Source organism: Mucilaginibacter lappiensis (assembly GCF_900155965.1).
Classification (GTDB): Bacteria; Bacteroidota; Bacteroidia; order Sphingobacteriales; family Sphingobacteriaceae; genus Mucilaginibacter; species Mucilaginibacter lappiensis.
In genome coordinates, this window is record NZ_FTMG01000002.1 from 621,020 (window position 1) to 645,730 (window position 24,711).

Consider the following 24,711-nt stretch of genomic DNA (forward strand, 5'->3'; position numbering starts at 1 on the left):
AGTGATGATTAAGTATGCTTAAGCGTTTTTAACTAAAATTGATTCCATAACGTTGGCCGCGTCTTCGCACATATCGGTAGCGGTTTCAAGTGCGGCAAGTATTTCTTTGTATTTGATTAGGCGGATAGCGTCTTTTTCATAAAGAAACAGATCGGCTACGGCGCGGTCAAATACATAGTCGGCCTGGTTTTCCACACTGTTTATCCTGATGCAGGAGTCGGCTATGTTACGTACGTTCCTAAGGTCTTTTAATTCCTTTACAGCTTTTTCCAGGTCGATACTGGCCTGTAATATCAGGTCAGACAGCTTGCGGATATGCTCATTAAAGTCATCAATCTTGTAAAGGCTCATGCGGTTAGCAGCCCCATGAATATAATCAGCTACATCATCAATAGCGGTAGCCAGTGCATGTATATCTTCGCGGTCAAACGGGGTGATAAAGTTTTTGCCCAGTTCCAGGTATATCTGGTGGGTTAGCTCATCACCTTTGTTCTCCAGCTTATCTATTTGTTTGTAAAGCTCTTCCTGGGTTGCAGGATTGTTGGAGTTAACAGCCTCAACCAATACGGTAGCCATGGTAACTACATTGCTTGCCGCCTGCTCAAATAGGGGGAAAAATATTTTCTTGTCCTTGGGTACAAAGTATTGGAATATGCTGTTAAGTGACATAATGCTTTAAATTGGGGTAAAGGTACGTTTGCTTATGTTAAGTTAATGTTAACTTTTTAACACGGGTATATTGGGTAAATGTAAGGTTTGTTTGGCAATTTGCAGGGTAAAGCCAAATGTGGAACCTAAGCCTTCGGTGCTGCGTACATTAATGGTTTGCTGATGCGCTTCTATAATATGTTTTACAATGGCCAGCCCTAAACCCGAGCCGCCAATTTGCCTTGACCTGCTGCTATCGGTACGGTAAAAACGCTCAAATAAGCGTGGCAGGAACTTTTCTTCGATGCCGATACCATCATCGGTCACCTCAACTAATACCTGGTCATGCAGTACAAAAAGACTTACCGAAGTACTGCCTTCTTCCTTACCATATTTAAAGGAATTGTCAATCAGGTTAACCAATACCTGGCGTATTTTTTCCCGGTCGGCATATACCAGGATGCCCTCGTCGTATTTTTGTTTAAATATTAATTTAATATGATATTGCTTACCCTTGATCTCCAATGATTCAAAAACCTCTTTGATGAGGTCATTGATCTTAAACTTGCTGTAATTGATCGGTATTTCGCCTGATTCCAGTTTGGAAATTTCGTCCAAATCTTTGATCAGGTAGCTCAGCCGATCCACGTTTTTAGAGGCTTTCTCTAAAAATTGGCGTGCCATATCACGATCGTCAAAATCATCATCCTGCAGGGCCTCAATATAACCCTGGATGGCAAAAAGCGGTGTTTTAAACTCGTGCGATATATTGGAAAGAAAATCGCGACGGAATTTTTCTTGTTTACGCAGCTCGTCAATCTCAATCTTTTTTTGCTTGGCCCATTCTTTTACTTCCGATTCTACATCGTTGATAGGATTGGCGCTTACGTGTTCGCCAAGCGCATCACGCAGATCGCGGCCCAGCTTTAAGTTATGGATAAGCTTATAGATAAGCTTAATGCGCGAGTAGATGTATTTTTCGATGAGGTAATAGAAAACCACATAGCTGGTAATGAGCGTAGCCAGGAAGGTTACCATAACATCGTACCACTTGTGCTGAAAATAAAAGTTAACGGCAGATAGCGTTATTGCCACGCCCAGGGCGGTTATTAAAACCAGTACACGCAAATTCATATCGTAAAGTTACGATTTGTAGACGATTAACTGCCAGCGGAATGGCCAATGCCATGTTAAATTATAGTTATCAATTTCTGCATTTTTTAATAAAGTAACCAATTCGGCTTTTTTGAAGGCGCGTTTTACGGATAGCGGGCCGTCATTACGGGCCATTTTACTCCGGGTAAAAACATGGGTTATCGCTATAATAGCATAGTACAATAGCCAATGCCGGTGCAAGTCGGTAATGATAATGCCCTTGCGAGCTGATGCATTCATGTTTTTGATGAGCGTTATCCATCGTTCGTCGTCAAAGTGATGGGTAAACAGGCTGCAGATAACAATATCACAGGGTTTAATACGATCTGTATCTGTAATCACATCGGCTTGCAGATAGTCGATATTCATAAATCCCGCCGATTCCTGACGGGCAAAATTAACAGCAGCAGGTGCCGCATCGATACCGGTTAAATTTAGCTGCAAATTGTTTTTAGCTGCCCATTTGGCTATGGCAATTAAAGCATCGCCGCCACCGCAGCCCCAATCGCTTATGGCGTAACCGGTACGTACAGGGAAGTTCTTTAAAGCTTTAATCAGGTTTTTATGACCGCCCAATAAAGCGTTTACCTGGCCTAAACCGGCCAATACGGGCTCAATCTCGCTGGCTGGCAGGGCAAAATCGTCCATTATTTCGACATCGGAAGCGCGTATGGTTAAATCAGGCATATAGTAAATACGTGGTGGTTAGGCGAAAGGTTTGCCATGGGTTTGACTGATCAAAAAACGGGATACAGGGGGCAGGCCATTCAGCATATTTAAGGTAAGCGCTGTGGTGGTGTTATTGCCAAACAATCGCTGCAATTGCCTGCCAACCCAAAGGCGCCGGGCAAACTCCTTGTTCCAGCTATGGGTGTAATCGGTTTCTAAAGCTGCACGTTTATGGGCTGTGAATTTTGCAGGCTGGTAATGGGCGATGATCTTTTCGGATAATATTTTAGCAGAATGGATAGCCATAGTCATACCGTTGCCGCAAAGCGGGGCTATCATGCCGGCAGTATCGCCACTCATGAGGATATGATCTTCAACCGGGGCCTTTTTTTCGAAGGATATTTCGTTGATCACCTCGGGTTTGTCCAGCAGAAATTCAGCCTTGCTAAAAATATCATCCAGGTATGGGTTTTTGCGAATTACGTTTTGCTCGAGGCCTTCAAGAGTCCCATGCTTGCGAAGGTCATCCCGATGGGCCATGTAGCACATGCAGTAACGGTCGCCATCGGTTTTGCTTACGCCGCAATAGCCATCTTTATAATTGTTGAGCTGGATAAGATCATCTGGAAAATCCATGCGTACATGGAATTTCACGGCCAGGTATGGACTCCGTTTATAAAAGAAAGGGCGTTTTAATTTTTGATCAAGATTGGATCGTTTGCCGAATGAACCTATAACAAGTGGCGCTGTCATGACATTTCCGGGTGTGACCACCTCAAAATGATCATTAACAAAGCGGATATCCTCTACCCGTGTACCAGGCATCACGTTTACGCCTTCGGCCATAGCTTTGTGATACAAAAGGTTATCAAAAGTAAAGCGACTTAAACCAAAGCCACCCAGGTCCAGTTTTTGCGAAAGTTTGGTGCCTGATACCGCGGTTACCTCCAGTCGATTGATCCGGGCCACCTGCAAGGGTTCCAAATCAATATCCAGTTTGCTCAAAAAGGGAATTACTTCGTTGGAGATATATTCGCCGCATACCCGGTGCGTGGGGTATGTTTTCTTTTCGATCACAGTAACCTGAAGACCGGCCCGGTTTAATAAAATGGCATTGAATAAGCCTGCCAAACCGCCACCGACTATAATTACATCGCTCATGGTTTAATGCATTTCGAGTATCATCCCTTCAACGGTTAAACCCGGCCCAAAGGCAAAGCTCATGATCTTTTGCTCTTTTAAGTTTTGTGCAGCCAGCATTTTTTGCAGTACGAATAATATAGTGGCCGACGACATATTGCCATACTCTTGCAGAGTTTGGTAAGCAAAGGCATTGCTTTCTTCAGGAAGATCAAGAGCTATTTCAACGGCTTCCAATATCTTGCGCCCGCCCGGGTGTACAGCATAAGCGGTGATCTGCCCGGCATCCATTTTTACTTTATGCAGAAAACGTTCCATCAAAGCGCCGATATGTTTTTTGATCTGCTTGGATACTTTGGAGGTCAATATCATTTCAAAACCGGTATTGCCCACATGCCAGCCCATATCATCGCGGGCCTCGGTCACAAATTCGGTATAAAAATTCTTTAAGGAGAAATAAGTTCCTGTGCCCGAACGGTTGGCTGTATTTTCCACCAGAACCGCCGCCGCGCCATCACTGAACAGCGAATTGGCTACCCAGTTATCAAGCGTATTATTTTTTTGAAAGTGCAGGGTACACAGCTCAATACTTACGATCAGTACTTTGGCTTCGGGATTTGCACGACAAATATAGTCGGATACTTTGAGCGCGTTGATGGCACCATAGCATCCCATAAAATTGATACAGGTGCGCTCGGTATCTCGATTAAGTGGCAGCTTCTCCACCAATTCAATATCAATGCCCGGGGCATGCATGCCGGTACAGCTCACGGTGATCAGATGGGTGATCTGAGGTAGAATATCATCGCCAAAACTGGCAAGGCAATTTTTTACCGCTTTAATAGCAATAGCTATCGCCTCTTTTTCATAAAGTTTCAGCCGCTCTTTAGTACCGGGAAAAGGTTCCAGATCTGCCGATTGCTTAAAGAAAGTATATTGAGATGGATCACTGGCGCCAAAATCCGGGATCACCGAATAGCGATAATCAATGCCGGAGTGGTCATAAATACTTTTCAACCTGGCGGCGTTAGTTGCATCCAAGCCAAACGCATTCACCATAAAGTGGTAAATGTCATTTTGAGCTATTCGATTGTCGGGATTAGCTATCCCAATGGCACTGATGCAACTATCCATCTATGTTATGTTTTTTTAGTATCAAGTAGTTTATTGGTATCAAGTAGCTAGTATCAGGTATCAAGATTTTTGAATGTTCCATTCTAAGTAAAAATCACTTCTGTCTTGATACTTGATACTAGCTACTTGATACTACTTTCCACATTTACCGTAACCGTAGCTTCGTCGGCCAGCACCATGCTGTTGCCGCCTAAGCCAAAATCCCTGCGGTTTATTTTAAAGCTGCCGCTAAATACTGCGGTAATACCCGTTTCGGTGTAAGTAAAAGGAATCTCTATCAACTTTGTTTTGTCTTTTATAGTTACGTTAAAACTGCCGGTATAGTTGTCTCCGCCTTTATGTTTAAATGAAACCGACTTTAACGTGATCTTCGGATAAGTAGTTATATCAAAATAATCAGCGCTTTTCAGGTGATTATCACGCATCTCGTTATCGGTATTAATGGTGGCGGTTTCTACCGAGGCTATGATGCTGCTGCTAGCAAGGTCTGCAGGTTTAAACTGTACATCGGCTTGCAAACCATTAAAAACGCCGGTACAATTAATACCCATATTTTTAATTTTAAAAGTAATAGCCGATTTGTTGATCGTTGTTTTTACCTGTGCAAAGCTGTTGGTTACTAAAAAAGCTAAAATGGCGGCGATATAAATTTTTTTCATCATGAATTACGAACGTACTTTCAAACATAACATTTTATAAGGCACCAATTTTTACATTCGTAATCACAAGGCAACCATGTTTGCTATTATTACGTTTATGAGGTTATGAAGGGTTGCCTTTATTGTTTAATAATATTTATCACCGCCATCTATCAAATAACCGCTCAGTATGAACTTAAAACAGCTAATACCAACTCCATCGGCATGGGCGCATTTGCGTTTTGTGTTTTCTGTTTTTTTGCTCCCGGTATATTTGTTTGCTTTTAGCCAGGTACATGATGTTCACTTTTGGCCGGCCGTTTTGGTATTTTTGATCTGGCATTTACTGGCTTTTCCGGCAAGTAACGGTTATAACAGTTACTTTGACCGTGATGAAGAAAGCATTGCCCTGCTGGCCAAACCGCCTGAGGTGGATATCAGCTTGTACTATTTTTCGATATTGCTGGAGGCTGTGGCCTTTTTGCTGGGTTTCCTGATCAGTTGGGAATTTGCCTTCGCGGTATTGCTTTACGGTATTATGTCAAAACTATACAGCCACTCCACTACGCGGTTAAAAAAGTATCCCATTATCAGTTTTTTAACGGTCTTCTTTTTCCAGGGGGCATTTATTTACTATACCACTTATTCGGCCCTTGCGGGATTAAGCCTGTTCAGACATTGGGGTGTTGGTTTTGCTGTTGCCGGGGGTATATGTTCTTGTTTGATCGGCGCATCCTATCCGCTTACCCAGGTTTATCAGCATGCGGAGGATAGCCGGCGGGGCGACCGGACGATCAGCTTGTTGTTGGGTTATAAAGGCTCCTTTATTTTTTCGGGTGTGTTGTTTGCCCTGGGGATAGCCTTATCCTACTATTACTGGCATTCGGCAGGCCGAATGCTGCACTTTTATTTTTTCCTGCTGTGCGCGCTTCCTATATTTTTGTTTTTTAATTACTGGTTTTATAAGGTTGGTCAATCGACCAAAAACGCCGATTATAAAAATGCCATGCGCATGAATTTTTTAAGCTCGGGATGTATGCTGCTTTATTTTGGCGTGCTGGCGATATTTGGGTAGATATTAAAACTCAACGTGCGCCCTTAAAGATAATACGTTTACCGGGCCGCGGTCTTTATTGTAAGCCGGGTTCAGGATAAACTGATAATCGGGTGTGAGCCAGACTTTCTTCTGAAAAGCATTTATTTTATAGTACAACTCGGCTATCAACTCATGACCGTAGTTGAGCTTACCATCGCCAATAATAAAACCATAACCACCGGCGGCCAGGTAATCGCGATGCTGCGTTGAAAGTCCGTTAGCGATGAAGGCTAAAGCCAGTTCGTCATCGGGGCGTTTCCATGATGTGCCTTTTAGCGTGCCACCAAAGCTCAATGAACGGTCGATCTCGGTAAAATACCAGGTTTCGGTTTTGCCGTCGTTGTAGCTTACTTTGGCAAATACACCAAAGTCTTTACTTAGGTACTGATCGGCACTGATACCGAAGCCATATTTATGCTTGCCGTAAGTAAGATTGGTATCCACTACCGGGTTTACCGGATTTTTGGCCAGTGCCTCACTATAAACACCCATTTTACCATTGTTCCGGAAGCCTAATACCCGTACAGTACCCTTATTGCCGTTGATAGTGTAACGATGCTCATACTCCAGTGTTTGTGTATTGGCATGTCCTATTTTGGAATCCCAGATGGCGCCGTTAGCGGTAGTGGTTGACATGGTAAAGGCAAAACGCAGTGTCCAGTTGGGTTGCCCCAGCTCAAAATGGCTGCCCAAAACATAGCCCCGTGTATTAGCCGGGTAATCCCAGGCGCCGTTATCCATTAAGGCCCAGTTCATGAATTGGGTACGTGGGTCATGGCTGAATTCGTTACCATCATAAAAATCGGCCATGCCAAATTTACCAACCGTAAAGGAGAAGTATCGTTTACTTTTTAAGCCCGCCAATTGGTTGTTATCATCAGTAAGGGTATCTTTTTCTTTACCCCACTCAAAATTTTGGGTAAAATACAAACGGGCGATATAAATTTTAGGTTCCGTGGCACCTACCCTAAAAGTTTCACCGTTAGGAAAGCCGGCTACGCCCAGCGTTTTGCTCAGACCGGCTCCTCCCGATAATTCCGGATTAAAAACAGCCTGTGCCCCTTTCCATAACCTGGCTGCACCAAAAAGTGTGGTAGTAATAGAGCTTTGTGTTTCTGATTTGGTAAGTAAACTGTTAGTGCCGGTATAGGGGGCGCCAAATGATGGCTTGTATTGGGTAATGATAGTTTGCTGGAAATGGAGATTAAAACGCTGTTGTTTCAGGGTATCCTGTGCAAACACAAATAAGGTAAAGTTCAGCAGGAGAGTAGTTAGCAGTATCGTTTTTTTCATCAACCTCAAATTTGGGGCAAAGAAACTAAACTTTATTTAGTTTATCATTCCGCATTCATTATAAAATTGATTTAAATAGGTTTCCATAAAATTGTGCCGTTGCTGCGCCAGCTTTTTACCTGTGGGGGTGTTCATTTTATCTTTCAGCAATAAAAGCTTTTCATAAAAATGGTTGATGGTTGGGGCCGATGTGTTCTTGTATTCCTCTTTACTCATGTTCAGATTAGGCTCAATTTCGGGATTGTAAAGCTCCCGGCCCTTAAAGCCACCATAAGTAAAGGCGCGTGCAATACCAATGGCGCCGATGGCATCCAGGCGATCGGCATCCTGTACAATAGCCAGTTCGGGAGAGTGAAAGGAGGGTTTATCAAAACTTGATTTGAACGACATGTGCCGGATGATCTGCTGTACATGTTCAATCACGGCCGCATCTACCTGTATGCTTTGCAGGTAATTGCCGGCAGTACGCGGACCTATCTCTTCGTCGCCATTGTGGAATTTACTATCGGCAATGTCATGTAATAATGCGGCCAGTTCAATCGTAAGCAGATCGGCTTTTTCGGTTTGTGCTATCAATTTGGCATTAGTCCAAACCCTTTGAATATGCCACCAGTCGTGGCCACCTTCGGCGTTTTTAAGTGTTTCGCGTACAAATTGTACGGTTGCATCAATCAATTCACTATGTTCCATCGGGAGCAAAGATACCATTAAAGCCAAAAGCCTAAAGTAAAAGCACAAAGCAAAAAAGACATTTCTATCCCCCGCTTTTGTGCATTTGATGATTATAATATATAAAACGAGCTTTAGGCTTTATGCCTTCCGCTTTGTACTTAGCTAAGCAGCTACTACTTTTTCGGTCTCGATGAGTTCATGAACATCTGAGCCTAATATAGTAGCTATTTGAAAAAGGCGTTCAACTGTTATTTTAGTATAACCTAATTCAATTTTGCTGTAAGCATTTTGCGATATACTCAATTTTGCAGCAAGATATTCTTGCGTATAATTCAGGCCCTCCCTGGTATTCCTGATATTGGCTGCAATCGCCTTTATTTTGAAATTCAGCATCTCTTTCATTTACGTAATAGATTGGTTATCTATAACTAACGAAACTAATAAGCAGATGGATTTTTGTTTTTCTATTTTTAATTGAATTTTTTTTACTGGGTTAAATGTATTGCCTGAAAGATTAAAAAGGGAACTGGGAAAATGGAAGAGAACAACAGTGCAAAAAAACAAAACCCATGAGCAATTCAATGATCATGGGCTTTCAGCGTTAAAAACCATACGATTTTTATTCCGGTATATCGTAACTTACAACAACTGTTGGTAACAGGGTGGCATACTCCAAAGGCACCTGGTTGTAAGATATAATGGGTTTACGCTGGCTATAAAATTTGTAAGCATCCTTCATCGTTGCATTACTGGCCATAGCAGGCGGATTAAAGCTGATGGAAAACGGGATAATAAAATCGTGAAATTTCTCATGATCAGGGATCACCCATTTGTGATTTGATTTTTTGAGCGCTTCAATAATGGGTAGGGTTAGCACGTAATCATCGGCATAATAAACAATTATTTTCTTGATGGTGCCCTTTTCATCGGCCGTAAATTTAAATACGGCGGTGCCTGTAGCTTTCTTGTTAATGATATCCTGCGTTACTTTGAGGCTATCCCTGAAAAAACGGGTCATTACAGCACCACCGCCCTGAAACGGAAATGCCAGTTCGGTTTGTGCTTTGCAATAAGCTGATAGTAAAATAGCAGCTGATAATAATATAATCTTCTTCATTTATGCTTCTTTTGGTTCTCTTTTGCTGCCTTCATACAGCTCATATTCCAGTAAACGGCAATCCAGTTTACCATTGTAAAATTCAATTCTTCGCGCCGGGCGAAGACCGATCTTTTTAGCCAGATCGGGATTGCCCGTAAAAATATAACCCCGGTATCCCAGGCATTTCTTTTTCATAAAATCGCCCATGCGTGCATAGGTGGCTTCCAGTTTGGAGTGTACACCCAGGCGTTCGCCGTATTCGGGGTTAAACATCACAATGCCTGCATCCTCCGGTACTTCGGTGTCTTCAAAATCACAAACGTTAAAATCTATCAAATGGTCTACACCTGCTGTTTTTGCGTTCTTTTGTGCGATGTCAACAGCATCAGCAGATATATCGGTAGCGATGATCTTAAAGCCAGTCTCCTTTTTTGCCTTATCTTTTAATTTACGGCGCTCGGTAAAAAAGACGTTTTCATCATAACCTAAAATATGCATAAAGCCGTAGTTCATCCTGAACAGGCCCGGGCATTTATCGGTTGCCAGTAAAGCAGCTTCAATAGCTAAGGTGCCCGATCCGCACATGGGGTTAATGAACGTGCTTTGCCTGTCCCAGTTGGTGGCCATAACAGTTGATGCCGCTAAAGCCTCCAGCATTGGGGCTTTACCCGGTATTTTGCGGTAGCTGTGCTTAGCCAGTGTTTCGCCCGATGTATCGATAAAAATATCGGCATCGCTATCCTGCCAGTACAGGTGTATTAGCGTTTTGTTGGCTTCGGCACCCGAGTTGGGGCGTATGCCTTTTATGGATTTTATCCTGTCGGCAATGGCGTCTTTTACCTTTACATTGGCAAACAAAGGCGTAAGAATGTGTTCGTTATTTACGTTGGATGATACCGAGAAATATCCGGCAAAATCAATCAGTTTTTCCCACTCAATGGTAACCAGCTCATTATAAAGTTGGGCAGGGTCATCGGCTTTAAAGCTTTTTAGTAAATAAAGAACCTGGCTGGCGCAACGCAGATTAAGGTTAAGCGCAATGGTATCGGTTACGGTACCTTGAAGCTCAATGCCGGTCTGGAAAACACGGGTTGGTGTAAAACCCAGTGCCTCAACTTCCTGCTGCAAATAAGGCGACAGCCTTTTGTTGCATGTAATTACGATTTTACTCTCGGTGTGGAAAACTTGCATATTTATTTTGCGAATTTATAAATTAAAAACACCCTATTTTAATTTCTTATCTATTAACTTTACATTTTAAATTTTTTTGAGAAGATTATTATGGAAGTTAAAGGTAAGGTATATGAAGTGTCGCCAACAGTGCAGGTTACTGATTCACTTAAAAAACGCGAGCTAATACTTGAATATATTGAGAATCCTCAATATCCTGAATATTTAAAGTTTGAAGCTATACAGGATCGTTGCGCCCTGCTTGACGCTGTTAAAGTAGGTGACGATGTAGAAGTGTTTTTTAACCTGAAAGGTCGTCCTTGGACTGATAAAGCGGGTAAAAAAAGTTATTTCAATTCGTTACAGTTATGGCGGGTTAATGCTTTGGCCGCAGGTGCCGGAAGCGCTACCACACCCGAGTATGCTGCACCATCACCAGATATTGCCTCTTCGGCCGATGATGATGATCTGCCATTCTAATTTCGCTGTGCGATAAGAAAGATATTATCCATATTAAAAAGATTCCTTTAATTTTAAAAGGGATCTTTTTGTATTTAGGGGTTTTGAGCCATTATATATCAAATTGTCGCACGTTAGACTCACCCTGCCATCACTTCGCTCGACAGCCCTCTCTCTGCCTACGGCGCAAAGGGGGCATTTTCTATTAATTTTGTCATCCTGAGGAACGAAGGATCTATTCTACAATTGAAAAGTTCAATAATAGATGCTTCACTCCGTTCAGCATGACAAAATGTTTTCTCCCCTCTCTTTGCCGCAAAGCGGCAGAGAGGGTCGTCCAGCGAAGTGCAGATGGGGTGAGTCGACATCGCGCGACAACTTGAATTGTACCTAGTTAAAGCACGCTTCCCATTTCATTTTTGTATCTTGTATAATTCGGGCTGTTGATGAGCCGGGGAAAGGCAAAATGTTATATGTCAAAAGGTTATTGCCGATTGATAATTGTTAAAAATTGTTAAAAGGAACTGTTGTACGGTTATTTTAAAATAATTTTGCTTGTTAACAAATGAAGAAAAGAAGCATCGGTTTAATAATTGGATTAATGGGTTTTGCACTGCTCGGTGTAATGGCCATGCAATTATACTTTTTACGGCAATCGTACCAGATGCAGTCGGAGTTGTTTGATCGCTCTGTAAACGAGGCGCTTAATAACGTGGTATCCAAAGTGAGTAAGCAGGATGCCATGAACTTTTTAAGTAACAAGGCGCAGCGAAAGGTGAGCAACCTGGATGACGCCAATGCCGGAATAAAGGTGGTAAAAAACGATGCCAATAAATTGTACCTGCCCAAAAGAAAAAAACAAACCCTGCGGGAAAAGAAAATAGCCGTTTTACGCGATAGTTTGGAACGGATGATCATGCATAAAAAAATGGATGATGAACTGGCCAATCTGCTGCAGCAGGAAGGTACGGTAGATTTTCAGGTTAAGGTAGAGGAGTATACTGATGAGCTGGGTGTGGTACATGGCCGGTTTACGCCACAAATAGTGCGTACCCGTATCAGTGGTGCTATACGCACCAAAAAACTGCATAAATACGATACTTTGAGGTATGTGTATATCGACCCTCAGTTTGGGAAACAACTCATTTCTGTACCGCAAATAAATCCGTTATGGCAACGTGAGCAGCTCCGGAAACAAAAGGAACGTCAAGTAGCGCAAATCAAGAAAATGCTGGAAACGGATTCGCTGCAGAACATAAACGTTGGTAAAACTACCGTAATAGAGAATCTTGCTGAGGAATATCGTAAAACAGGTGAGCCGCTAAATAAACGTATAAATCCGTTTTGGATTGATTCTTTATTGCGTTTTGAACTGCATAATAAAGGTATTTCCCTGCCTTTTAGCTATGAAGTAACAACCGCCAATAGCGATTCACTCATATTTTCGAGTGCTATTGATAACGATGGAAACAAACCCGTATTTATAGCCGCAAATACCTATCAAACCCCCATATTTGGTAAAGATGTGATCAATGACCCGGGTAAGATCAGGTTATCATTCCCACAGAAAAATTCACTCATATTACGTAATATGACAGCCACCATGGGTACTACTGGTGGCTTATTGATGGTATTGATATTTTGTTTTGGTTATACCATCTTCTCGATCCTCAAACAAAAAAAGGTATCGGAAATGAAGATCGACTTTATCAATAATATGACCCACGAATTTAAAACTCCGGTATCAACCATCATGATTGCCAGCGAAGCTTTAAAAGATGCCGAGATCACCGAGGATAAAAGCAGGGTATCCCGTTTGGCTAATATTATTTTTGAAGAAAACGCCCGTTTAGGTAGTCATATTGAACGGGTACTTAACATAGCCCGCATTGAAAAGAATGATTTTAAGCTGGATAAAAAGCCGCTGGATGTGAACGATATGGTAACCGTGGTAATTGATAGTATGGCGCTCAAACTACATAAATTTAACGCCAAAACCACGCTTGATCTCACTGATGAAAATACAACCATCATAGCTGATGAACTGCACTTTTCGAACGTGTTGTACAACCTGGTTGATAATGCTATAAAATACAGCGCAGATACACCAGATATCACCATAACAACGTTGGTTAAAAACGGGCAGGTGCTTATTCAGGTTGCCGATAAAGGTATAGGTATGAGCCGTGATCAGCAAACACGAATATTTGAACAATTTTATCGAATACCTACCGGCAACTTACATGATGTTAAAGGATTTGGATTGGGCTTAAGCTATGTGAATACCATTGTAAAAAGGCTTAACGGAACGATAAGTGTAAGATCTGAAAAAGACAAAGGTTCGGAATTTGAGCTTAAGTTTCCGCAAGTATAAAAGAGGTGTTGTCCGGAAGTCCGATAAATCGGGAAGTCTGGAAAGCAAAAAGATAACAATATAGATTTTGGATTCCTTGTGATCATCAGGCTTTCAAATAAAGGATAATCTTCCGGACTTTCCGATTTATCGGACTTCCGGACTAAAAAAAACAAATGAAAAAAATACTACTGGTTGAAGATGATGCCAATCTGGGCGCGCTACTACAGGATTACCTGCAGTTAAAAGGTAAATTTGATGTTGTTTTATGTAAAGACGGCGAAGAAGGCTTGCGTGCCTTTACCAAACAGGTATATGACTTGTTGATATTGGATGTGATGATGCCTAAAAAAGATGGCTTTACGCTGGGTAAAGAGATCAGGAAAATAAACCCTCATGTACCTATTATTTTTGCAACAGCAAAAAGTATGATCGAAGACAAGATGCAGGCGTTTAACCTAGGTGGTGACGATTACATCACCAAACCTTTCCGTATCGAGGAGTTATTGCTGCGTATTAATGCCATGCTTAAAAGAACCGAGAATACGGAAAAGAAGGAGGAAGAAAAGCAAACCTCATTTAAAATTGGCAAATACGCATTTGATTTTACCCTGCAAACAATCTCTATTGGCGATAATCACCAAAAATTATCAACGAAAGAGGCCGAGCTGCTTCGCTTGCTGTGTATGCGTAAAAATGAAGTACTTACCCGCGAAGAAGCGTTACTGAACATCTGGCACGATGATAATTACTTTAACGGGCGCAGTATGGATGTGTTTTTAAGCAAGATCCGCAAGTATTTAAAAGACGATCCTAGTGTAGAGATCATCAACGTACATGGCAGGGGATATAAGCTGTTGATCAATTAATTAGCAGAATCTGTTTAAGTTTGATTCAGCTTGTTTATGTATCATGTAAAAATCATTGCCGTTGACTTTAGTCAACGGCAATGATGACTGAAAATAACGGGCTTTAGCCAAAATGCCGCTTGAATAATTGGGCTGAAGCCCACCTTAATAGTTTCTTTTACCGTCGACTAAAGTCAACGGCAATGAATAATCTTCATTTATATCCCCTCGGGGGCTCTCACAGGGGGGCTGCGTTTTGTATTGACGACGTTAACCTTAGTCTCCTTAGGGTCTCTCGCAGAGGACCCTGAGGTAGAGGGTTGGTTCAGCCCACTCAGGACTCTTTCAGGTGACCTAAAAGTGGGTTTACATCTAAACCCATTAAATGAGGGTAAATTAAAGTTAATTATTTGATTATAAGATAATTAAATTAATGTTAACCGTAAAAAGTGTAAACCATGTAAACCCACTTTTTAATAAAATGGCCTGCCTGTTTGGGAATTATGCTTACCCTCATCTTTTGAATACAATGCCTAAAGCGCTTACTTGTAACAAATTTGTTAAGAGCGGATTGCTGCTGTTTCTGATGATTAATAAATAGATTTGTTATCGACTGATCACATAATTTATTACTCATGAAATTAAAACTACTTTTTTCATGCCTCATTTCCGCAGGCATTACCCTGCCTTTATTTGCGCAGGAAACCGTTGACCCAGCCATTGTTCAAAAAATCCGGGAGGAGGGCTTAAACCACTCCAAAGTAATGGAAACCGCTTTTTACCTTACTGATGTTTCCGGACCCCGTTTAGCTGGTTCACCCGGGTTAAAGCGTGCGCAGAATTGGGCTGTTAATCAACTCAAAACTTGGGGCTTAGCCAATGCCAAACTGGAAGCCTGGGGTAAATTTGGCAAAGGTTGGGAAGTTCAAAAAGATTATGCCGCAATCACGGTGCCTTACTATCATGCTATAATCGCTATCCCCAAAGCCTGGACACCTGGTACCGGTGGTTTGATCAAAGGGGATGTTGTAGTGGTGAAAGCTGATTCGGCCGCCGAATTAGATCAATACAAAGGTAAGCTGCAAGGTAAAGTGGTGATATTTGATACCAAGCCGCTGGTTGAACGTAGTTTTAAAGTAGACGCTGCCCGTTACACAGATGAAGAACTTGCCGAAATGGCCAATGCCACTATGCAACCCGCAACTGGGCGCAGGCAACCTGATGCAAACTCTCCGCAATTTGCGGCTATGCGTAAACTGCGTGCTTTTCAAACTACTTTAAGAGCATTTATACATGATGAAAAAGCGGCACTGATATTAAGCCAGGCTCGCGGAACCGATGGTACCGTATTTACCACCAATGGTGCCTCCTATGCGGATACTGCCAAAGCAGTAGCACCCGAATTGGAAACCAGCAGTGAAGACTATCAACGAATTTTGCGTTTGGCAAAGGCAGGCCAAAAGGTGGAGCTGGAGGCTGATATCAAAACTCAGTTTTTAACTGACGATCTGCAGGGTTATGATGTAGTGGCCGAAATTCCGGGTACGGATAAAAAATTAAAAGAACAGGTAATTATGATAGGTGGCCACCTGGATTCATGGCACGCCGCTACGGGTGCTACTGATAACGCGGCAGGTAGCGCGGTAATGATGGAGGCCATGCGTATTTTAAAAGCCATCAACTTTAAGCCAAAGCGCACTATACGTATAGCTTTATGGAGTTCGGAAGAGCAAGGCTTGTTCGGCTCTCGCGGATATGTATTGAACCATTTTGGCGACCCTAAAACCATGCAGCTGAAACCAGAGCAAGCTAAATTATCAGCCTATTATAACCTTGATAATGGTACCGGCAAAATACGCGGCATTTATTTACAAGGCGATTCGGCTGCTGGCCCTATATTCAAAGCCTGGCTGGAGCCTTTTAAAGATTTGGGCGCTACAACGGTTACTATCCGCAACACCGGTGGCACCGACCACCAGTCGTTTGATGCGGTTGGTATCCCGGGCTTTCAATTTATACAAGATGCTATTGATTACGGTTCGCGTACACACCACAGCAACCAGGATACTTATGACCGATTAGTAGAAGATGATCTGAAACAGGCAGCCACTATCGTCGCCTCTTTTGTGTACAATACATCAGAACGTGCCGAAATGATACCAAGAAAAGCATTACCTAAAGTGCAGCCTGCTAATTAAAAAGAAAAATTTTGTCATTCTGAGCGTAGCGAATAGATTCTTCACTACGCTCAGAATGACAAAATTTAAAATATTAATACTATTCTAATTCTACCTTGAGGTGTTGGTAAGGTATTTCTACCTGCTTAAACCCAGCCTCTTTGAGTTTAACGCTAAAGTGCTGCTGAACCTCATACTCACCATGAACCAGGAATATTTTTTTAACTTTTTCGGCATCCTGGCAGGCCAGAAAATGTAATAGGTCTTCATAATCGCCATGGGCACTCATGGATTTGATTGATTTCACTTCGGCTTTCACTTCGTAAAGCTCGCCATAAATATGTACCTCATGATCGCCGTTCAGTAAATGGCCGCCTAATGAATTCGGTTCGCAGTAACCTACCATTAAAATAGTATTTTTATCACTGTTGATATTGTTTTTAATATGATGCTTTACCCGGCCTGCTTCGGCCATTCCTGATGAGGAGATAATAACACAAGGCCGCTGATCGTTGTTTAACGCTTTTGATTCTTCTGTCGATTGTATGAACCGCAAGCCTTTAAACCCAAAAGGATTAGCATCTGTTTTTAGAACCTCTTTTACCTCTTTATTATATACTTCCGGGTGATTCATTAATACCTCGGTAGCCTTTTGCGATAGCGGGCTATCTACATAATAGTTTATATCCGGCAATACACCTCTTAATTCCAATGCATTTAAGGCATACAATAACTCCTGCGTGCGGCCAACGCTGAACGCCGGGATGATCACTTTTCCTTTTTTAATCTCACAAGTTTGTTTGATAATATCCAGCAATGCATCTTCAATAGGCCCCTGCTCTTTATGGAGCGAGTCGCCATAAGTCGATTCCAGCAAAATGTAATCAGCCTGTTCAAATGTTTCAGGGTCATTCAACAGCAGATCGTCATACCGGCCTACATCGCCGCTAAACGTAATATGGGTAGTTTTACCGTCTTCCAGTATGGATAAATGTACCGTGGCGCTACCTAAAATATGCCCGGCATCTGTAAAAATTAATTTTACCCGGGGCGTTATTTGATATTCTTCGTGATATTCAACAATTTTAAATAGGCGGAGTGCCGCCATCGCTTGCTCGTCTGTATACAACGGTTCCAATAATGGCTGCCCCTTACGAGCGCGCTGTTTGTTACTATAAGCAACATCCTGCATCTGTATATGTGCTGAATCGAGTAACAGAATTCTTGCGAGATCCATGGTGGCTGATGTGCAAAAGATAGGGCCGCTAAAACCCTCGGCTACCAGGCGTGGTATCAATCCGCAATGATCAATATGCGCATGTGATAATATCAGATAATCCACTTTCTTGGGGTTGAAGCCAAAATGTTCATTAAGGTCCTCAGAGTGTTCGCCCATGCCCTGGAACATGCCGCAATCCAATAAAATACTTGTTTCGTCCTTAAGCCGGATCAAATGCTTGCTGCCGGTAACGGTACGGGCGGCGCCATGAAAAGTTATATTCATTTATAATAGGTATGAAAGTAATAACGAAGATGCACAATAAAGCCGATAAAAAATAAAAACTAAAACTTTAGTTGTTATTTTCATTTATAGTATCTAACTTAGATTAACCAATTGGATAATTTGATGCAGTGTTGGTTAATGCATCAAGAAAATTTACTCACGTACTATGGAAATTAAAGAATTAACGCGCGCCGAAGAACAAATTATGCAGGTATTATGGCAATTGGAAAAAGGTTATGTAAAAGATGTGATCGATCAGCTACCTGAACCAAAACCCGCTTATAATACGGTATCAACCATTATCAGGATATTGGAAACAAAAGGCTTTGTAGGGCATGAGGCATTTGGTAAAAGCCATCAATATCACCCTATAGTAAGCAAAGATCAATACCAGAACTTTGCAGCCGATAAGTTATTGAGTGGTTACTTCGATAACTCGGTGAACCGGATGTTGTCCTTTTTTGTAAAGAAGGAAAAAATAGACCTGAAAGAGGCTGATGCCATTATGAAACTGATTGAAAAACTTAAAGACCAATAGTTATGAGCTGGTGGCAATACTTATTACTGGTAAATATTTACCTGGTACTGTTTTATGTATTTTATGTTTTATTGCTGCGGAAAGAGACATTTTTTCAGCTTAACCGCATCTACCTGGTAACGGCCGCGTTATTATCGTTCTTTATACCTATGATCCAGGCCGATTGGGTGCAAAACTTGTTTATTACACAGCAGGTAAAATATACTATTTATAGCAGCCCGGTAATGATTTATAGTCTTAAGCCCGTTGTTGCCAGCCACATCAGTATTGGTCAGGTACTGGCCTTTTTGTATGGCGCTGGTATGTTGTTTTTATCGGTAAGGCTCATCTGGCAGCTTATCAAATTAAAAAGGGTAATCAACCAACCGCAGGCAACTGCCGCTTACTCTTTTTTTGGTACAGTACGACTGGATGAAGCCAATGCTAATAATACCATAATTGAGGCTCATGAGCAGGTTCATGCGAAGCAATGGCACTCGGCTGATGTAATGCTGGTTGAGCTGGTTATGATCATTAACTGGTTTAATCCGGTGGTATATATGTACCGTTTTGCTATCAAACATATTCATGAATACATTGCCGACAGGCAGGCTGTACAAGCTGGCACCAACAAAGCCGAATACGCCCTATTACTGCTGAGTCAAACATTTGAATCACCAGCGCATCAGCTGGTTAATCCATTTTTTAATCACAGTTTATTAAAACAGCGTATCATCATGTTACAAAAAAATAAATCACAGCGTATATCACTCATCAAATACGGTCTCTCCGCCCCTCTGTTCATATTGATGCTTATTTTATCATCAGCAACTATTAACAATAGCAAGCCGGTTACCGTGATCAATAAAAGCGCTCATCAATTATTTACCACACCTGCCACATCAGCACTTTTAGGTGATGTCCTTCGTGAAGACAAATCTTTGGAAAAAAAGCAAGACTCCAGGATAATTCATGAAAATAAAATAGATACCGTCAGGAAAAAAGGTGATGTGTATACAGCTGTAGAAAAAGTACCGGAATTTCCGGGAGGACTTGAGAAATTTGGTCTGTTTTTAGGTAAAGGGATCAAGTACCCCAAAGTCGATCGCGATAATGGCACACAGGGAAGGGTTATTGTGACCTTCGTGGTAGAAAAAGACGGAGCTTTATCCGGCTTAAAAGTGACAAGAGGTGTTAGTAAAACGATAGATGCTGAAGCTATCAGGGTGTTGAAAGCCTCGCCTAAATGGACTCCTGGTATTGAAGGGGGTAAAAAGGTAAGGGTACAATATTCCGTTCCCATTAGTTTTACCTTAGCCCCGGATGATAATAAACCAAAAACCGACGAAACAGGGCAGGTTTTTACCTCTGTTGAACATGTGCCTGAATTTCCGGGTGGCCTGGAAGCCTTTGGTCAATTTTTAGGCAGTAACGTAAAATATCCCAAAGCCGACAGGGAAAAAGGTGTGCAAGGGCGGGTTATAGCCACTTTTATTGTAGAAGCGGATGGCTCATTATCAAACATTGTAGTAACGCGGGGAATAAGTAAAGCCATCGACGAAGAAGCAATTCGGGTACTTGACCTTTCTCCTAAATGGAAACCTGGTATACAAAACGGCAGGCCCGTGAGGGTTCAGTATTCGGTACCTATCAGCTTTACCTTGGCTAATGATGATAAATCAGGTAAGCCAGAGCCACGTAAAATGGGCATGGTTGGAGCAAGGAATGAGAAATTTAGCATTAGTATGGGAACTGGTGATGTTGATACCGTTAAATCAACAACTAATGATGTTAAGAAAATAATGTTTGGTATTGATCGCAGATTAAGCCCTCAGCCATTGTATGTGTTAGATGGCAAAGTGATCGATAAATCAGATATGGAGTACATCATGCCCAACTCTATCGAAAGCTTAGCGGTGTTGAAAGGAGCTACGGCTATGACGCTTTACGGCAGTAAGGGAGCTAATGGGGTTATTTTAATTACTTCCAAAGGAAAGAGAATTAAAATACTTGAGCCTAAAAACAATTAATAAAACCTTAATCTTATCCTTAAAAACCTTTCATGTATACTATGAAAGGTTTTTTGTTTACTGACGTTATTTTTTCTTTTTCGCGGCTTCTCCAATAGGTTTTACCACATCTTTTTTACCCGATTGATAATCTGAAGGGGCTTTTTTGCTGCCTTCGGCCGCGGGTTTCTTTTTTTCCTTAACGGCTTGCCTGTCCTTGCTCATAGTTTTATGTTTTAAATGTTAATGATAACAGGATGATGATATTTGCACCTGTTACTAAGTATATATTGCCTGCAATATTTTCCGGGCCAATTCAGTTGATGCCCGGTTTAGAGAAGAAAAAGGTTGCTTTAATTTAAAAACGCTATATCTTTGACCGTTTTTATAGCAACCGATTAAAGGTAGCGTATTTAATTTAATAGTAGCTTTTATATTATGCACATTTTAATACCAAATGCCTGTATAATTGTTTAGCTTTGAAACAATTTTTGATACACATATATTTATACAGATAAATTATACAATTCGCTTAAAATGAAAAGTTTTATTTCACCAACACTTTATGCTGCTTTTAACTACGTGATCGCTATAGTACTGATTGCTTCACCATGGTTATTTGGTTTTCAAGGTCATAAAATAGGCGCGGCTTTATTTTTGCCTATGATCATTGGATGGTTTCAGCTGATAATGGCGATTTTTAGCAACCATCAGTTTGGTTTCCTTAAACAGTTTCCTTTACAAATGCATTTCTTTTTGGATGTGCTTTCAGGTTCATTCCTGTTTTGTTCACCATGGATATATGATTACGCTCACGTAACATTTTGGCCACAGGTTATTATGGGCGGCTTATTGGTTATCTTTGGTGCTTTTACCAAAGGCTCAAGGTTTTCAACTCCACCGGTTCACCATCATGATGGTGGCTTGGCTACACTACGCGAGGAGTAAGCAAAATTTAAAATATAAAACAAAAGAGGCTGTATCATAAATAATGATCAGCCTCTTTTTTTATTTGATCAATATAGTCTTGGGTTGGATTGACCTCATTAACAAAAGTGGGTTTACATGGTTTACACAATTTACGGTTAATATTGGTTTATACATTTGATAATCAAATAGTTGTGTATTTTTATTCAAAAAAAGTGTAAACCCACTTTTGTATAAATATTATCGGCTAAATTTCAATACATAGGTGACATAACCAAGGGTGGTCAATTTGATTGATGATACAATCTCTTTTGTTTTACCTGATTCGGGTGCCAAAAACGAGCGTCTTTAATTGTTAAAATACCTCATTAAGCCCCAGGAAAAAACCGCTTGACCCATAGCTGCCCCTGCCATAATCGATACAAAGATTGGATCGGGTATATTTGTTAAACAATAATCGCAAGCCCACACCAGCACCGGGTTCCCAATGGCTCAACAGTTTAATGTCCCGATGATTATCGGCCGATTCGATGTTGACAAAAGTAACGCCACTAAGCAGTTTATTATCAGTGATGGGAAAGCGATACTCCGCCTCATTATATACAAATGAGTAACCTTTAAAACGCCCTGTGATAAAAGCTCGACCGATACGGCCATAAGCATCGCTGCCTGTACCTGGCAGATCAAGATAGGGTAAGGAGCCGCTAAGCAGGTAACTGGCCCAATGCCAAAAGGCCAAAACCTTTTCCGGGTTGCTGTCAGACAGGCTCCAGTATTTCCGGAATTCAACTTTTAGTTGCAAGGCTTTGCGGTCGCTTCCCAGCCAGGTTTCATTCTCCTTTAAAATAACATCGGCATAAATGCCTTTAAACGGGCGGTTAGGCTGGTCGCGGTTATTAAACTGAAAATTTATTAGCACGCCATTGGCCGCGTATGCATTCGGCGAATAGCCATTTTTTATGCTATACCTGAAATTATGGGTAGCTGTTATTGGTATGTTTTTACGGTCATCATCAATATGGCTGTAAAAGTTAAAACTAAGACCGGCGCCAGCATAAATATGATTGGCCAGTTTACGATATATACGCTCATTAATTTTAATATATACATACCTAACCGGATACTCGTCTGGATTGTTCTCATAATGCTGGCCGCCCACATGAAAATCGCCTTCACCAAAGCTGCGGCGCCCGGTACCCAGGCCGTTATCTTTAGCTATAGTTTTGCCAATTTGCACACCACCCTGAAGGTTCCATATGTTTTCGGACGAAAACGCGTTGTGCTTAAACTCAAACGTAGAGAGCTTATTGGTAGAGATATACGCTCCCGCGTTAATTACCGACATGGTGGTATTTTCGGGATTGCCAAAATACTTACCCCCTGAAGTGATAGCCCCTATGGCAAAACCAACGCTGGGATTATAGGCTGCCGATGGCAATACCGACCAGGTAGAGGGCTTCTTTTTTTTGCCGGTATCTACATTGGAGCTTTTGCCGCTGAAAAATGAACTCAAGAAACCATTGGCATCCCTTTGCTTTTCCAGGGAATCGGCGGTGATGGTACCTGTTTGTGCCAACAGGATGTTCGCGCTCAGGATCATCAGGCATAAGGCAAACGCGTAGCGACAAATCAACGGGGTCAATTAGATTTAATTATTTAGAGTTCAGCTAATATAGAATTATATAAGTAGGATTAAAATACTACCCCGGATAATTGATTGTTAAATTTTTAATGACAACCGGAGCGCCAAAACTTTTTAAACCTTTGATTTTAACATTTTTCGGCGCAAAAACAACGTAAAAACAGTTCAAAAACGTTCGAAAAACATCGATTTTAACACTTTTTAACAAATTTTAACGCAGTTTTAAGTGGTTTTTAAAACTTTAAAAAGTATTAATTTTCTGATTGTCAAATAACTATATTGAAATTGGGCGGTTTGGGGCCTTGGTTTGGTTTTAACAAAACAGCCCGGTTAGCTTGTAGGACGCTAACCGGGCTGGTAATGATATAAATGTACGAAAATTTTGGGAGAATAGCCAACCTTATACCAAACTTGTTTCGGCATCTCATAAAGTAAGGTGTTTGGTGTGATTTTGTTCAATTTGTAAGCCGAAACATTTGAATGCGTTATATACTACCGTTGGTTGTTGAAAAGCAACCATAAGTAGCGGGTTTACAACTAATATGATCGGGCTTTGTGCAAAATCTGGCTAAGATGCTGATTACCTTTGCTATGTCGAAAGACTAAAACAAAAGATTAGTATATGGACACAAAAATGATCGGTAACAAAATTGCCGGGGCACGGAAAAAAATCAACATGTCGCAAGCCGGACTTGCCGCGCATGTATTTGTAAGTCCGCAAGCGGTTGGTAAATGGGAACGGGGAGAGTCGCTGCCAGACATTATAACTTTAAATCAACTGGCAAAAATCCTGGGCGTTGATCTTAACTATTTTTCAGAAAATCAGCAGCCCCCAGAAGATGTAACGCTTTATAAGGTAACGGCTAACGGTGAAGTGGATCAAACAAGACAAGAGTTAACTGACCCATCCGCCCCTGGAGAACTACAATTGCTGACGAATTTTAGTGGGAGCGATTTGGTAAAGAGTGACTTTGCGGGTGTTAAAGCGCATAACAGCAAATTTAACGGGAGCGCGCTACGTGGTTCTGACTTTGCAAGAGCTGATTTGACCGGCAGCTCATTTAGCGGCAGTGATATTCGTGAGGCCAATTTTGAAGAGGCGAATCTGACGGATTGCACACTATCTGTAAACGACCTTACAGAGGCACACTTTAATAAAACTATCCTGGTGCGGACAGAATTCAGCAGGTCGGCATTAACCGGTGCAAAATTTAGCAATGCTAAACTGATTGATGTAAAGCTAACCAAAACAGACCTCAGGCAAACGCTATTTGAAAATTGTGTTTTTGACGGTGTAGATTTTAATTACTCGGATTTAAGCGGGCTGTGCCTTGATAAACAGGTTTTTACCGGCGTTAAATTCCACAATTCCGCGTTGACCGACGTTAGTTTTAATGGCGCGACACTAAAAAGCGTGTCGTTTCGGTCGCCATATGCGCTCACCAACAGATATTACCGTGCCATAAAAACCATCCGTTTCGACGATGCAATGATGGATAAGTTAACCTATGCGACACTCAAAGGGCTGGGGGCTGATCTGTCGAAAGTTACATTTATTTAA

At 41.6% G+C, this 24,711-nt stretch carries 23 protein-coding genes; 9 read left to right on the forward strand and 14 right to left on the reverse strand.

The window, feature by feature from the left end; all coding sequences use genetic code 11:
* Nucleotides 1-18: 18 nt before the first annotated feature.
* The 6 genes from BW976_RS06795 to BW976_RS06820 form a co-directional block, all read right to left on the reverse strand.
* Nucleotides 19-669: a DUF47 domain-containing protein gene (locus tag BW976_RS06795; RefSeq protein ID WP_076371689.1), complete on the reverse strand. Its 651-nt coding sequence runs from the start codon at nucleotides 667-669 to the stop codon at nucleotides 19-21.
* Between the two features lie 48 nt (nucleotides 670-717).
* Nucleotides 718-1,782: a sensor histidine kinase gene (locus BW976_RS06800; protein ID WP_076371691.1), complete on the reverse strand. Its 1,065-nt coding sequence runs from the start codon at nucleotides 1,780-1,782 to the stop codon at nucleotides 718-720.
* A 9-nt stretch (nucleotides 1,783-1,791) separates the two neighbouring features.
* On the reverse strand, nucleotides 1,792-2,490 hold the full coding sequence (locus BW976_RS06805) for a methyltransferase domain-containing protein (RefSeq protein ID WP_076371692.1): 699 nt from the start codon (nucleotides 2,488-2,490) through the stop codon (nucleotides 1,792-1,794).
* 18 nt (nucleotides 2,491-2,508) lie between these two features.
* On the reverse strand, nucleotides 2,509-3,633 hold the full coding sequence (locus BW976_RS06810; RefSeq protein WP_076371694.1) for an NAD(P)/FAD-dependent oxidoreductase: 1,125 nt from the start codon (nucleotides 3,631-3,633) through the stop codon (nucleotides 2,509-2,511).
* A 3-nt stretch (nucleotides 3,634-3,636) separates the two neighbouring features.
* Nucleotides 3,637-4,746, reverse strand: coding sequence for a type III polyketide synthase (locus BW976_RS06815; protein WP_076371696.1), 1,110 nt, complete (start codon nucleotides 4,744-4,746; stop codon nucleotides 3,637-3,639).
* A 122-nt stretch (nucleotides 4,747-4,868) separates the two neighbouring features.
* Entirely contained in the window at nucleotides 4,869-5,408 is a 540-nt protein-coding gene (locus BW976_RS06820) for a YceI family protein (RefSeq protein WP_084192088.1), read from the reverse strand.
* 166 nt (nucleotides 5,409-5,574) lie between these two features.
* On the opposite strand from BW976_RS06820, the gene BW976_RS06825 reads away from it, so the two are divergent.
* Entirely contained in the window at nucleotides 5,575-6,459 is an 885-nt protein-coding gene (locus BW976_RS06825; RefSeq protein ID WP_076371698.1) for a UbiA family prenyltransferase, read from the forward strand.
* A gap of 3 nt (nucleotides 6,460-6,462) precedes the next feature.
* On the opposite strand, the gene BW976_RS06830 is transcribed toward BW976_RS06825, so the two are convergent.
* From BW976_RS06830 to BW976_RS06850, 5 genes are all read right to left on the reverse strand, one after another.
* Complete coding sequence (locus tag BW976_RS06830) at nucleotides 6,463-7,773, reverse strand: carbohydrate porin (RefSeq protein WP_076371700.1); 1,311 nt, start codon at nucleotides 7,771-7,773, stop codon at nucleotides 6,463-6,465.
* A 36-nt stretch (nucleotides 7,774-7,809) separates the two neighbouring features.
* Entirely contained in the window at nucleotides 7,810-8,463 is a 654-nt protein-coding gene (locus BW976_RS06835) for an HD domain-containing protein (RefSeq protein ID WP_076371702.1), read from the reverse strand.
* Nucleotides 8,464-8,607: 144 nt separating this feature from the next.
* Nucleotides 8,608-8,847 (reverse strand): helix-turn-helix domain-containing protein, encoded by a 240-nt coding sequence (locus BW976_RS06840; protein ID WP_076371704.1) that lies wholly within the window; start codon nucleotides 8,845-8,847, stop codon nucleotides 8,608-8,610.
* A 217-nt stretch (nucleotides 8,848-9,064) separates the two neighbouring features.
* On the reverse strand, nucleotides 9,065-9,562 hold the full coding sequence (locus BW976_RS06845) for a hypothetical protein (RefSeq protein WP_076371706.1): 498 nt from the start codon (nucleotides 9,560-9,562) through the stop codon (nucleotides 9,065-9,067).
* Complete coding sequence (locus BW976_RS06850; RefSeq protein WP_076371708.1) at nucleotides 9,563-10,735, reverse strand: THUMP domain-containing class I SAM-dependent RNA methyltransferase; 1,173 nt, start codon at nucleotides 10,733-10,735, stop codon at nucleotides 9,563-9,565.
* 90 nt (nucleotides 10,736-10,825) lie between these two features.
* On the opposite strand from BW976_RS06850, the gene BW976_RS06855 reads away from it, so the two are divergent.
* From BW976_RS06855 to BW976_RS06870, 4 genes are all read left to right on the forward strand, one after another.
* The gene (locus tag BW976_RS06855; protein ID WP_076371710.1) at nucleotides 10,826-11,194 is read left to right on the forward strand and encodes a DUF3127 domain-containing protein; all 369 of its coding nucleotides are present in this window, start codon (nucleotides 10,826-10,828) and stop codon (nucleotides 11,192-11,194) included.
* A gap of 544 nt (nucleotides 11,195-11,738) precedes the next feature.
* A complete protein-coding gene (locus BW976_RS06860; protein ID WP_076371712.1) occupies nucleotides 11,739-13,547 on the forward strand; it encodes a sensor histidine kinase in 1,809 nt (602 codons plus the stop codon).
* Between the two features lie 155 nt (nucleotides 13,548-13,702).
* Nucleotides 13,703-14,395 (forward strand): response regulator transcription factor, encoded by a 693-nt coding sequence (locus BW976_RS06865; protein WP_076371714.1) that lies wholly within the window; start codon nucleotides 13,703-13,705, stop codon nucleotides 14,393-14,395.
* Nucleotides 14,396-15,009: 614 nt separating this feature from the next.
* Nucleotides 15,010-16,572: a M20/M25/M40 family metallo-hydrolase gene (locus BW976_RS06870; protein ID WP_076371716.1), complete on the forward strand. Its 1,563-nt coding sequence runs from the start codon at nucleotides 15,010-15,012 to the stop codon at nucleotides 16,570-16,572.
* A gap of 79 nt (nucleotides 16,573-16,651) precedes the next feature.
* Here BW976_RS06870 and BW976_RS06875 read toward each other — a convergent pair whose 3' ends face one another.
* A complete protein-coding gene (locus BW976_RS06875; RefSeq protein WP_076371718.1) occupies nucleotides 16,652-18,055 on the reverse strand; it encodes an MBL fold metallo-hydrolase RNA specificity domain-containing protein in 1,404 nt (467 codons plus the stop codon).
* Between the two features lie 166 nt (nucleotides 18,056-18,221).
* Between BW976_RS06875 and BW976_RS06880 the strand changes: the two genes are divergently transcribed.
* Both BW976_RS06880 and BW976_RS06885 read left to right on the forward strand, forming a co-directional pair.
* Complete coding sequence (locus tag BW976_RS06880) at nucleotides 18,222-18,593, forward strand: BlaI/MecI/CopY family transcriptional regulator (RefSeq protein ID WP_076371720.1); 372 nt, start codon at nucleotides 18,222-18,224, stop codon at nucleotides 18,591-18,593.
* Between the two features lie 2 nt (nucleotides 18,594-18,595).
* A complete protein-coding gene (locus BW976_RS06885; protein ID WP_076371722.1) occupies nucleotides 18,596-20,602 on the forward strand; it encodes a M56 family metallopeptidase in 2,007 nt (668 codons plus the stop codon).
* A gap of 66 nt (nucleotides 20,603-20,668) precedes the next feature.
* Here BW976_RS06885 and BW976_RS29265 read toward each other — a convergent pair whose 3' ends face one another.
* Nucleotides 20,669-20,806: a hypothetical protein gene (locus BW976_RS29265; RefSeq protein WP_175614058.1), complete on the reverse strand. Its 138-nt coding sequence runs from the start codon at nucleotides 20,804-20,806 to the stop codon at nucleotides 20,669-20,671.
* Between the two features lie 312 nt (nucleotides 20,807-21,118).
* Between BW976_RS29265 and BW976_RS06890 the strand changes: the two genes are divergently transcribed.
* On the forward strand, nucleotides 21,119-21,529 hold the full coding sequence (locus tag BW976_RS06890; protein ID WP_076371724.1) for an SPW repeat domain-containing protein: 411 nt from the start codon (nucleotides 21,119-21,121) through the stop codon (nucleotides 21,527-21,529).
* Nucleotides 21,530-21,863: 334 nt separating this feature from the next.
* On the opposite strand, the gene BW976_RS06895 is transcribed toward BW976_RS06890, so the two are convergent.
* A complete protein-coding gene (locus BW976_RS06895) occupies nucleotides 21,864-23,150 on the reverse strand; it encodes a BamA/TamA family outer membrane protein (RefSeq protein WP_139332222.1) in 1,287 nt (428 codons plus the stop codon).
* A gap of 622 nt (nucleotides 23,151-23,772) precedes the next feature.
* Between BW976_RS06895 and BW976_RS06900 the strand changes: the two genes are divergently transcribed.
* Entirely contained in the window at nucleotides 23,773-24,711 is a 939-nt protein-coding gene (locus tag BW976_RS06900; protein WP_076371728.1) for a pentapeptide repeat-containing protein, read from the forward strand.

Bases quoted from the DNA above. Each gene is read 5' to 3' on its own strand.
- BW976_RS06860 (WP_076371712.1), top strand. From the start codon at position 11,739: ATGAAGAAAAGAAGCATCGGTTTAATAATTGGATTAATGGGTTTTGCA.
- BW976_RS06885 (WP_076371722.1), top strand. From the start codon at position 18,596: ATGAGCTGGTGGCAATACTTATTACTGGTAAATATTTACCTGGTACTG.
- BW976_RS06870 (WP_076371716.1), top strand. From the start codon at position 15,010: ATGAAATTAAAACTACTTTTTTCATGCCTCATTTCCGCAGGCATTACC.
- BW976_RS06890 (WP_076371724.1), top strand. From the start codon at position 21,119: ATGAAAAGTTTTATTTCACCAACACTTTATGCTGCTTTTAACTACGTG.
- BW976_RS06845 (WP_076371706.1), bottom strand. From the start codon at position 9,562: ATGAAGAAGATTATATTATTATCAGCTGCTATTTTACTATCAGCTTAT.
- BW976_RS06820 (WP_084192088.1), bottom strand. From the start codon at position 5,408: ATGATGAAAAAAATTTATATCGCCGCCATTTTAGCTTTTTTAGTAACC.
- BW976_RS06855 (WP_076371710.1), top strand. From the start codon at position 10,826: ATGGAAGTTAAAGGTAAGGTATATGAAGTGTCGCCAACAGTGCAGGTT.
- BW976_RS29265 (WP_175614058.1), bottom strand. From the start codon at position 20,806: ATGAGCAAGGACAGGCAAGCCGTTAAGGAAAAAAAGAAACCCGCGGCC.
- BW976_RS06800 (WP_076371691.1), bottom strand. From the start codon at position 1,782: ATGAATTTGCGTGTACTGGTTTTAATAACCGCCCTGGGCGTGGCAATA.
- BW976_RS06795 (WP_076371689.1), bottom strand. From the start codon at position 669: ATGTCACTTAACAGCATATTCCAATACTTTGTACCCAAGGACAAGAAA.
- BW976_RS06850 (WP_076371708.1), bottom strand. From the start codon at position 10,735: ATGCAAGTTTTCCACACCGAGAGTAAAATCGTAATTACATGCAACAAA.
- BW976_RS06835 (WP_076371702.1), bottom strand. From the start codon at position 8,463: ATGGAACATAGTGAATTGATTGATGCAACCGTACAATTTGTACGCGAA.
- BW976_RS06830 (WP_076371700.1), bottom strand. From the start codon at position 7,773: ATGAAAAAAACGATACTGCTAACTACTCTCCTGCTGAACTTTACCTTA.
- BW976_RS06840 (WP_076371704.1), bottom strand. From the start codon at position 8,847: ATGAAAGAGATGCTGAATTTCAAAATAAAGGCGATTGCAGCCAATATC.
- BW976_RS06825 (WP_076371698.1), top strand. From the start codon at position 5,575: ATGAACTTAAAACAGCTAATACCAACTCCATCGGCATGGGCGCATTTG.
- BW976_RS06900 (WP_076371728.1), top strand. From the start codon at position 23,773: ATGGACACAAAAATGATCGGTAACAAAATTGCCGGGGCACGGAAAAAA.
- BW976_RS06805 (WP_076371692.1), bottom strand. From the start codon at position 2,490: ATGCCTGATTTAACCATACGCGCTTCCGATGTCGAAATAATGGACGAT.
- BW976_RS06875 (WP_076371718.1), bottom strand. From the start codon at position 18,055: ATGAATATAACTTTTCATGGCGCCGCCCGTACCGTTACCGGCAGCAAG.
- BW976_RS06865 (WP_076371714.1), top strand. From the start codon at position 13,703: ATGAAAAAAATACTACTGGTTGAAGATGATGCCAATCTGGGCGCGCTA.
- BW976_RS06815 (WP_076371696.1), bottom strand. From the start codon at position 4,746: ATGGATAGTTGCATCAGTGCCATTGGGATAGCTAATCCCGACAATCGA.
- BW976_RS06810 (WP_076371694.1), bottom strand. From the start codon at position 3,633: ATGAGCGATGTAATTATAGTCGGTGGCGGTTTGGCAGGCTTATTCAAT.
- BW976_RS06880 (WP_076371720.1), top strand. From the start codon at position 18,222: ATGGAAATTAAAGAATTAACGCGCGCCGAAGAACAAATTATGCAGGTA.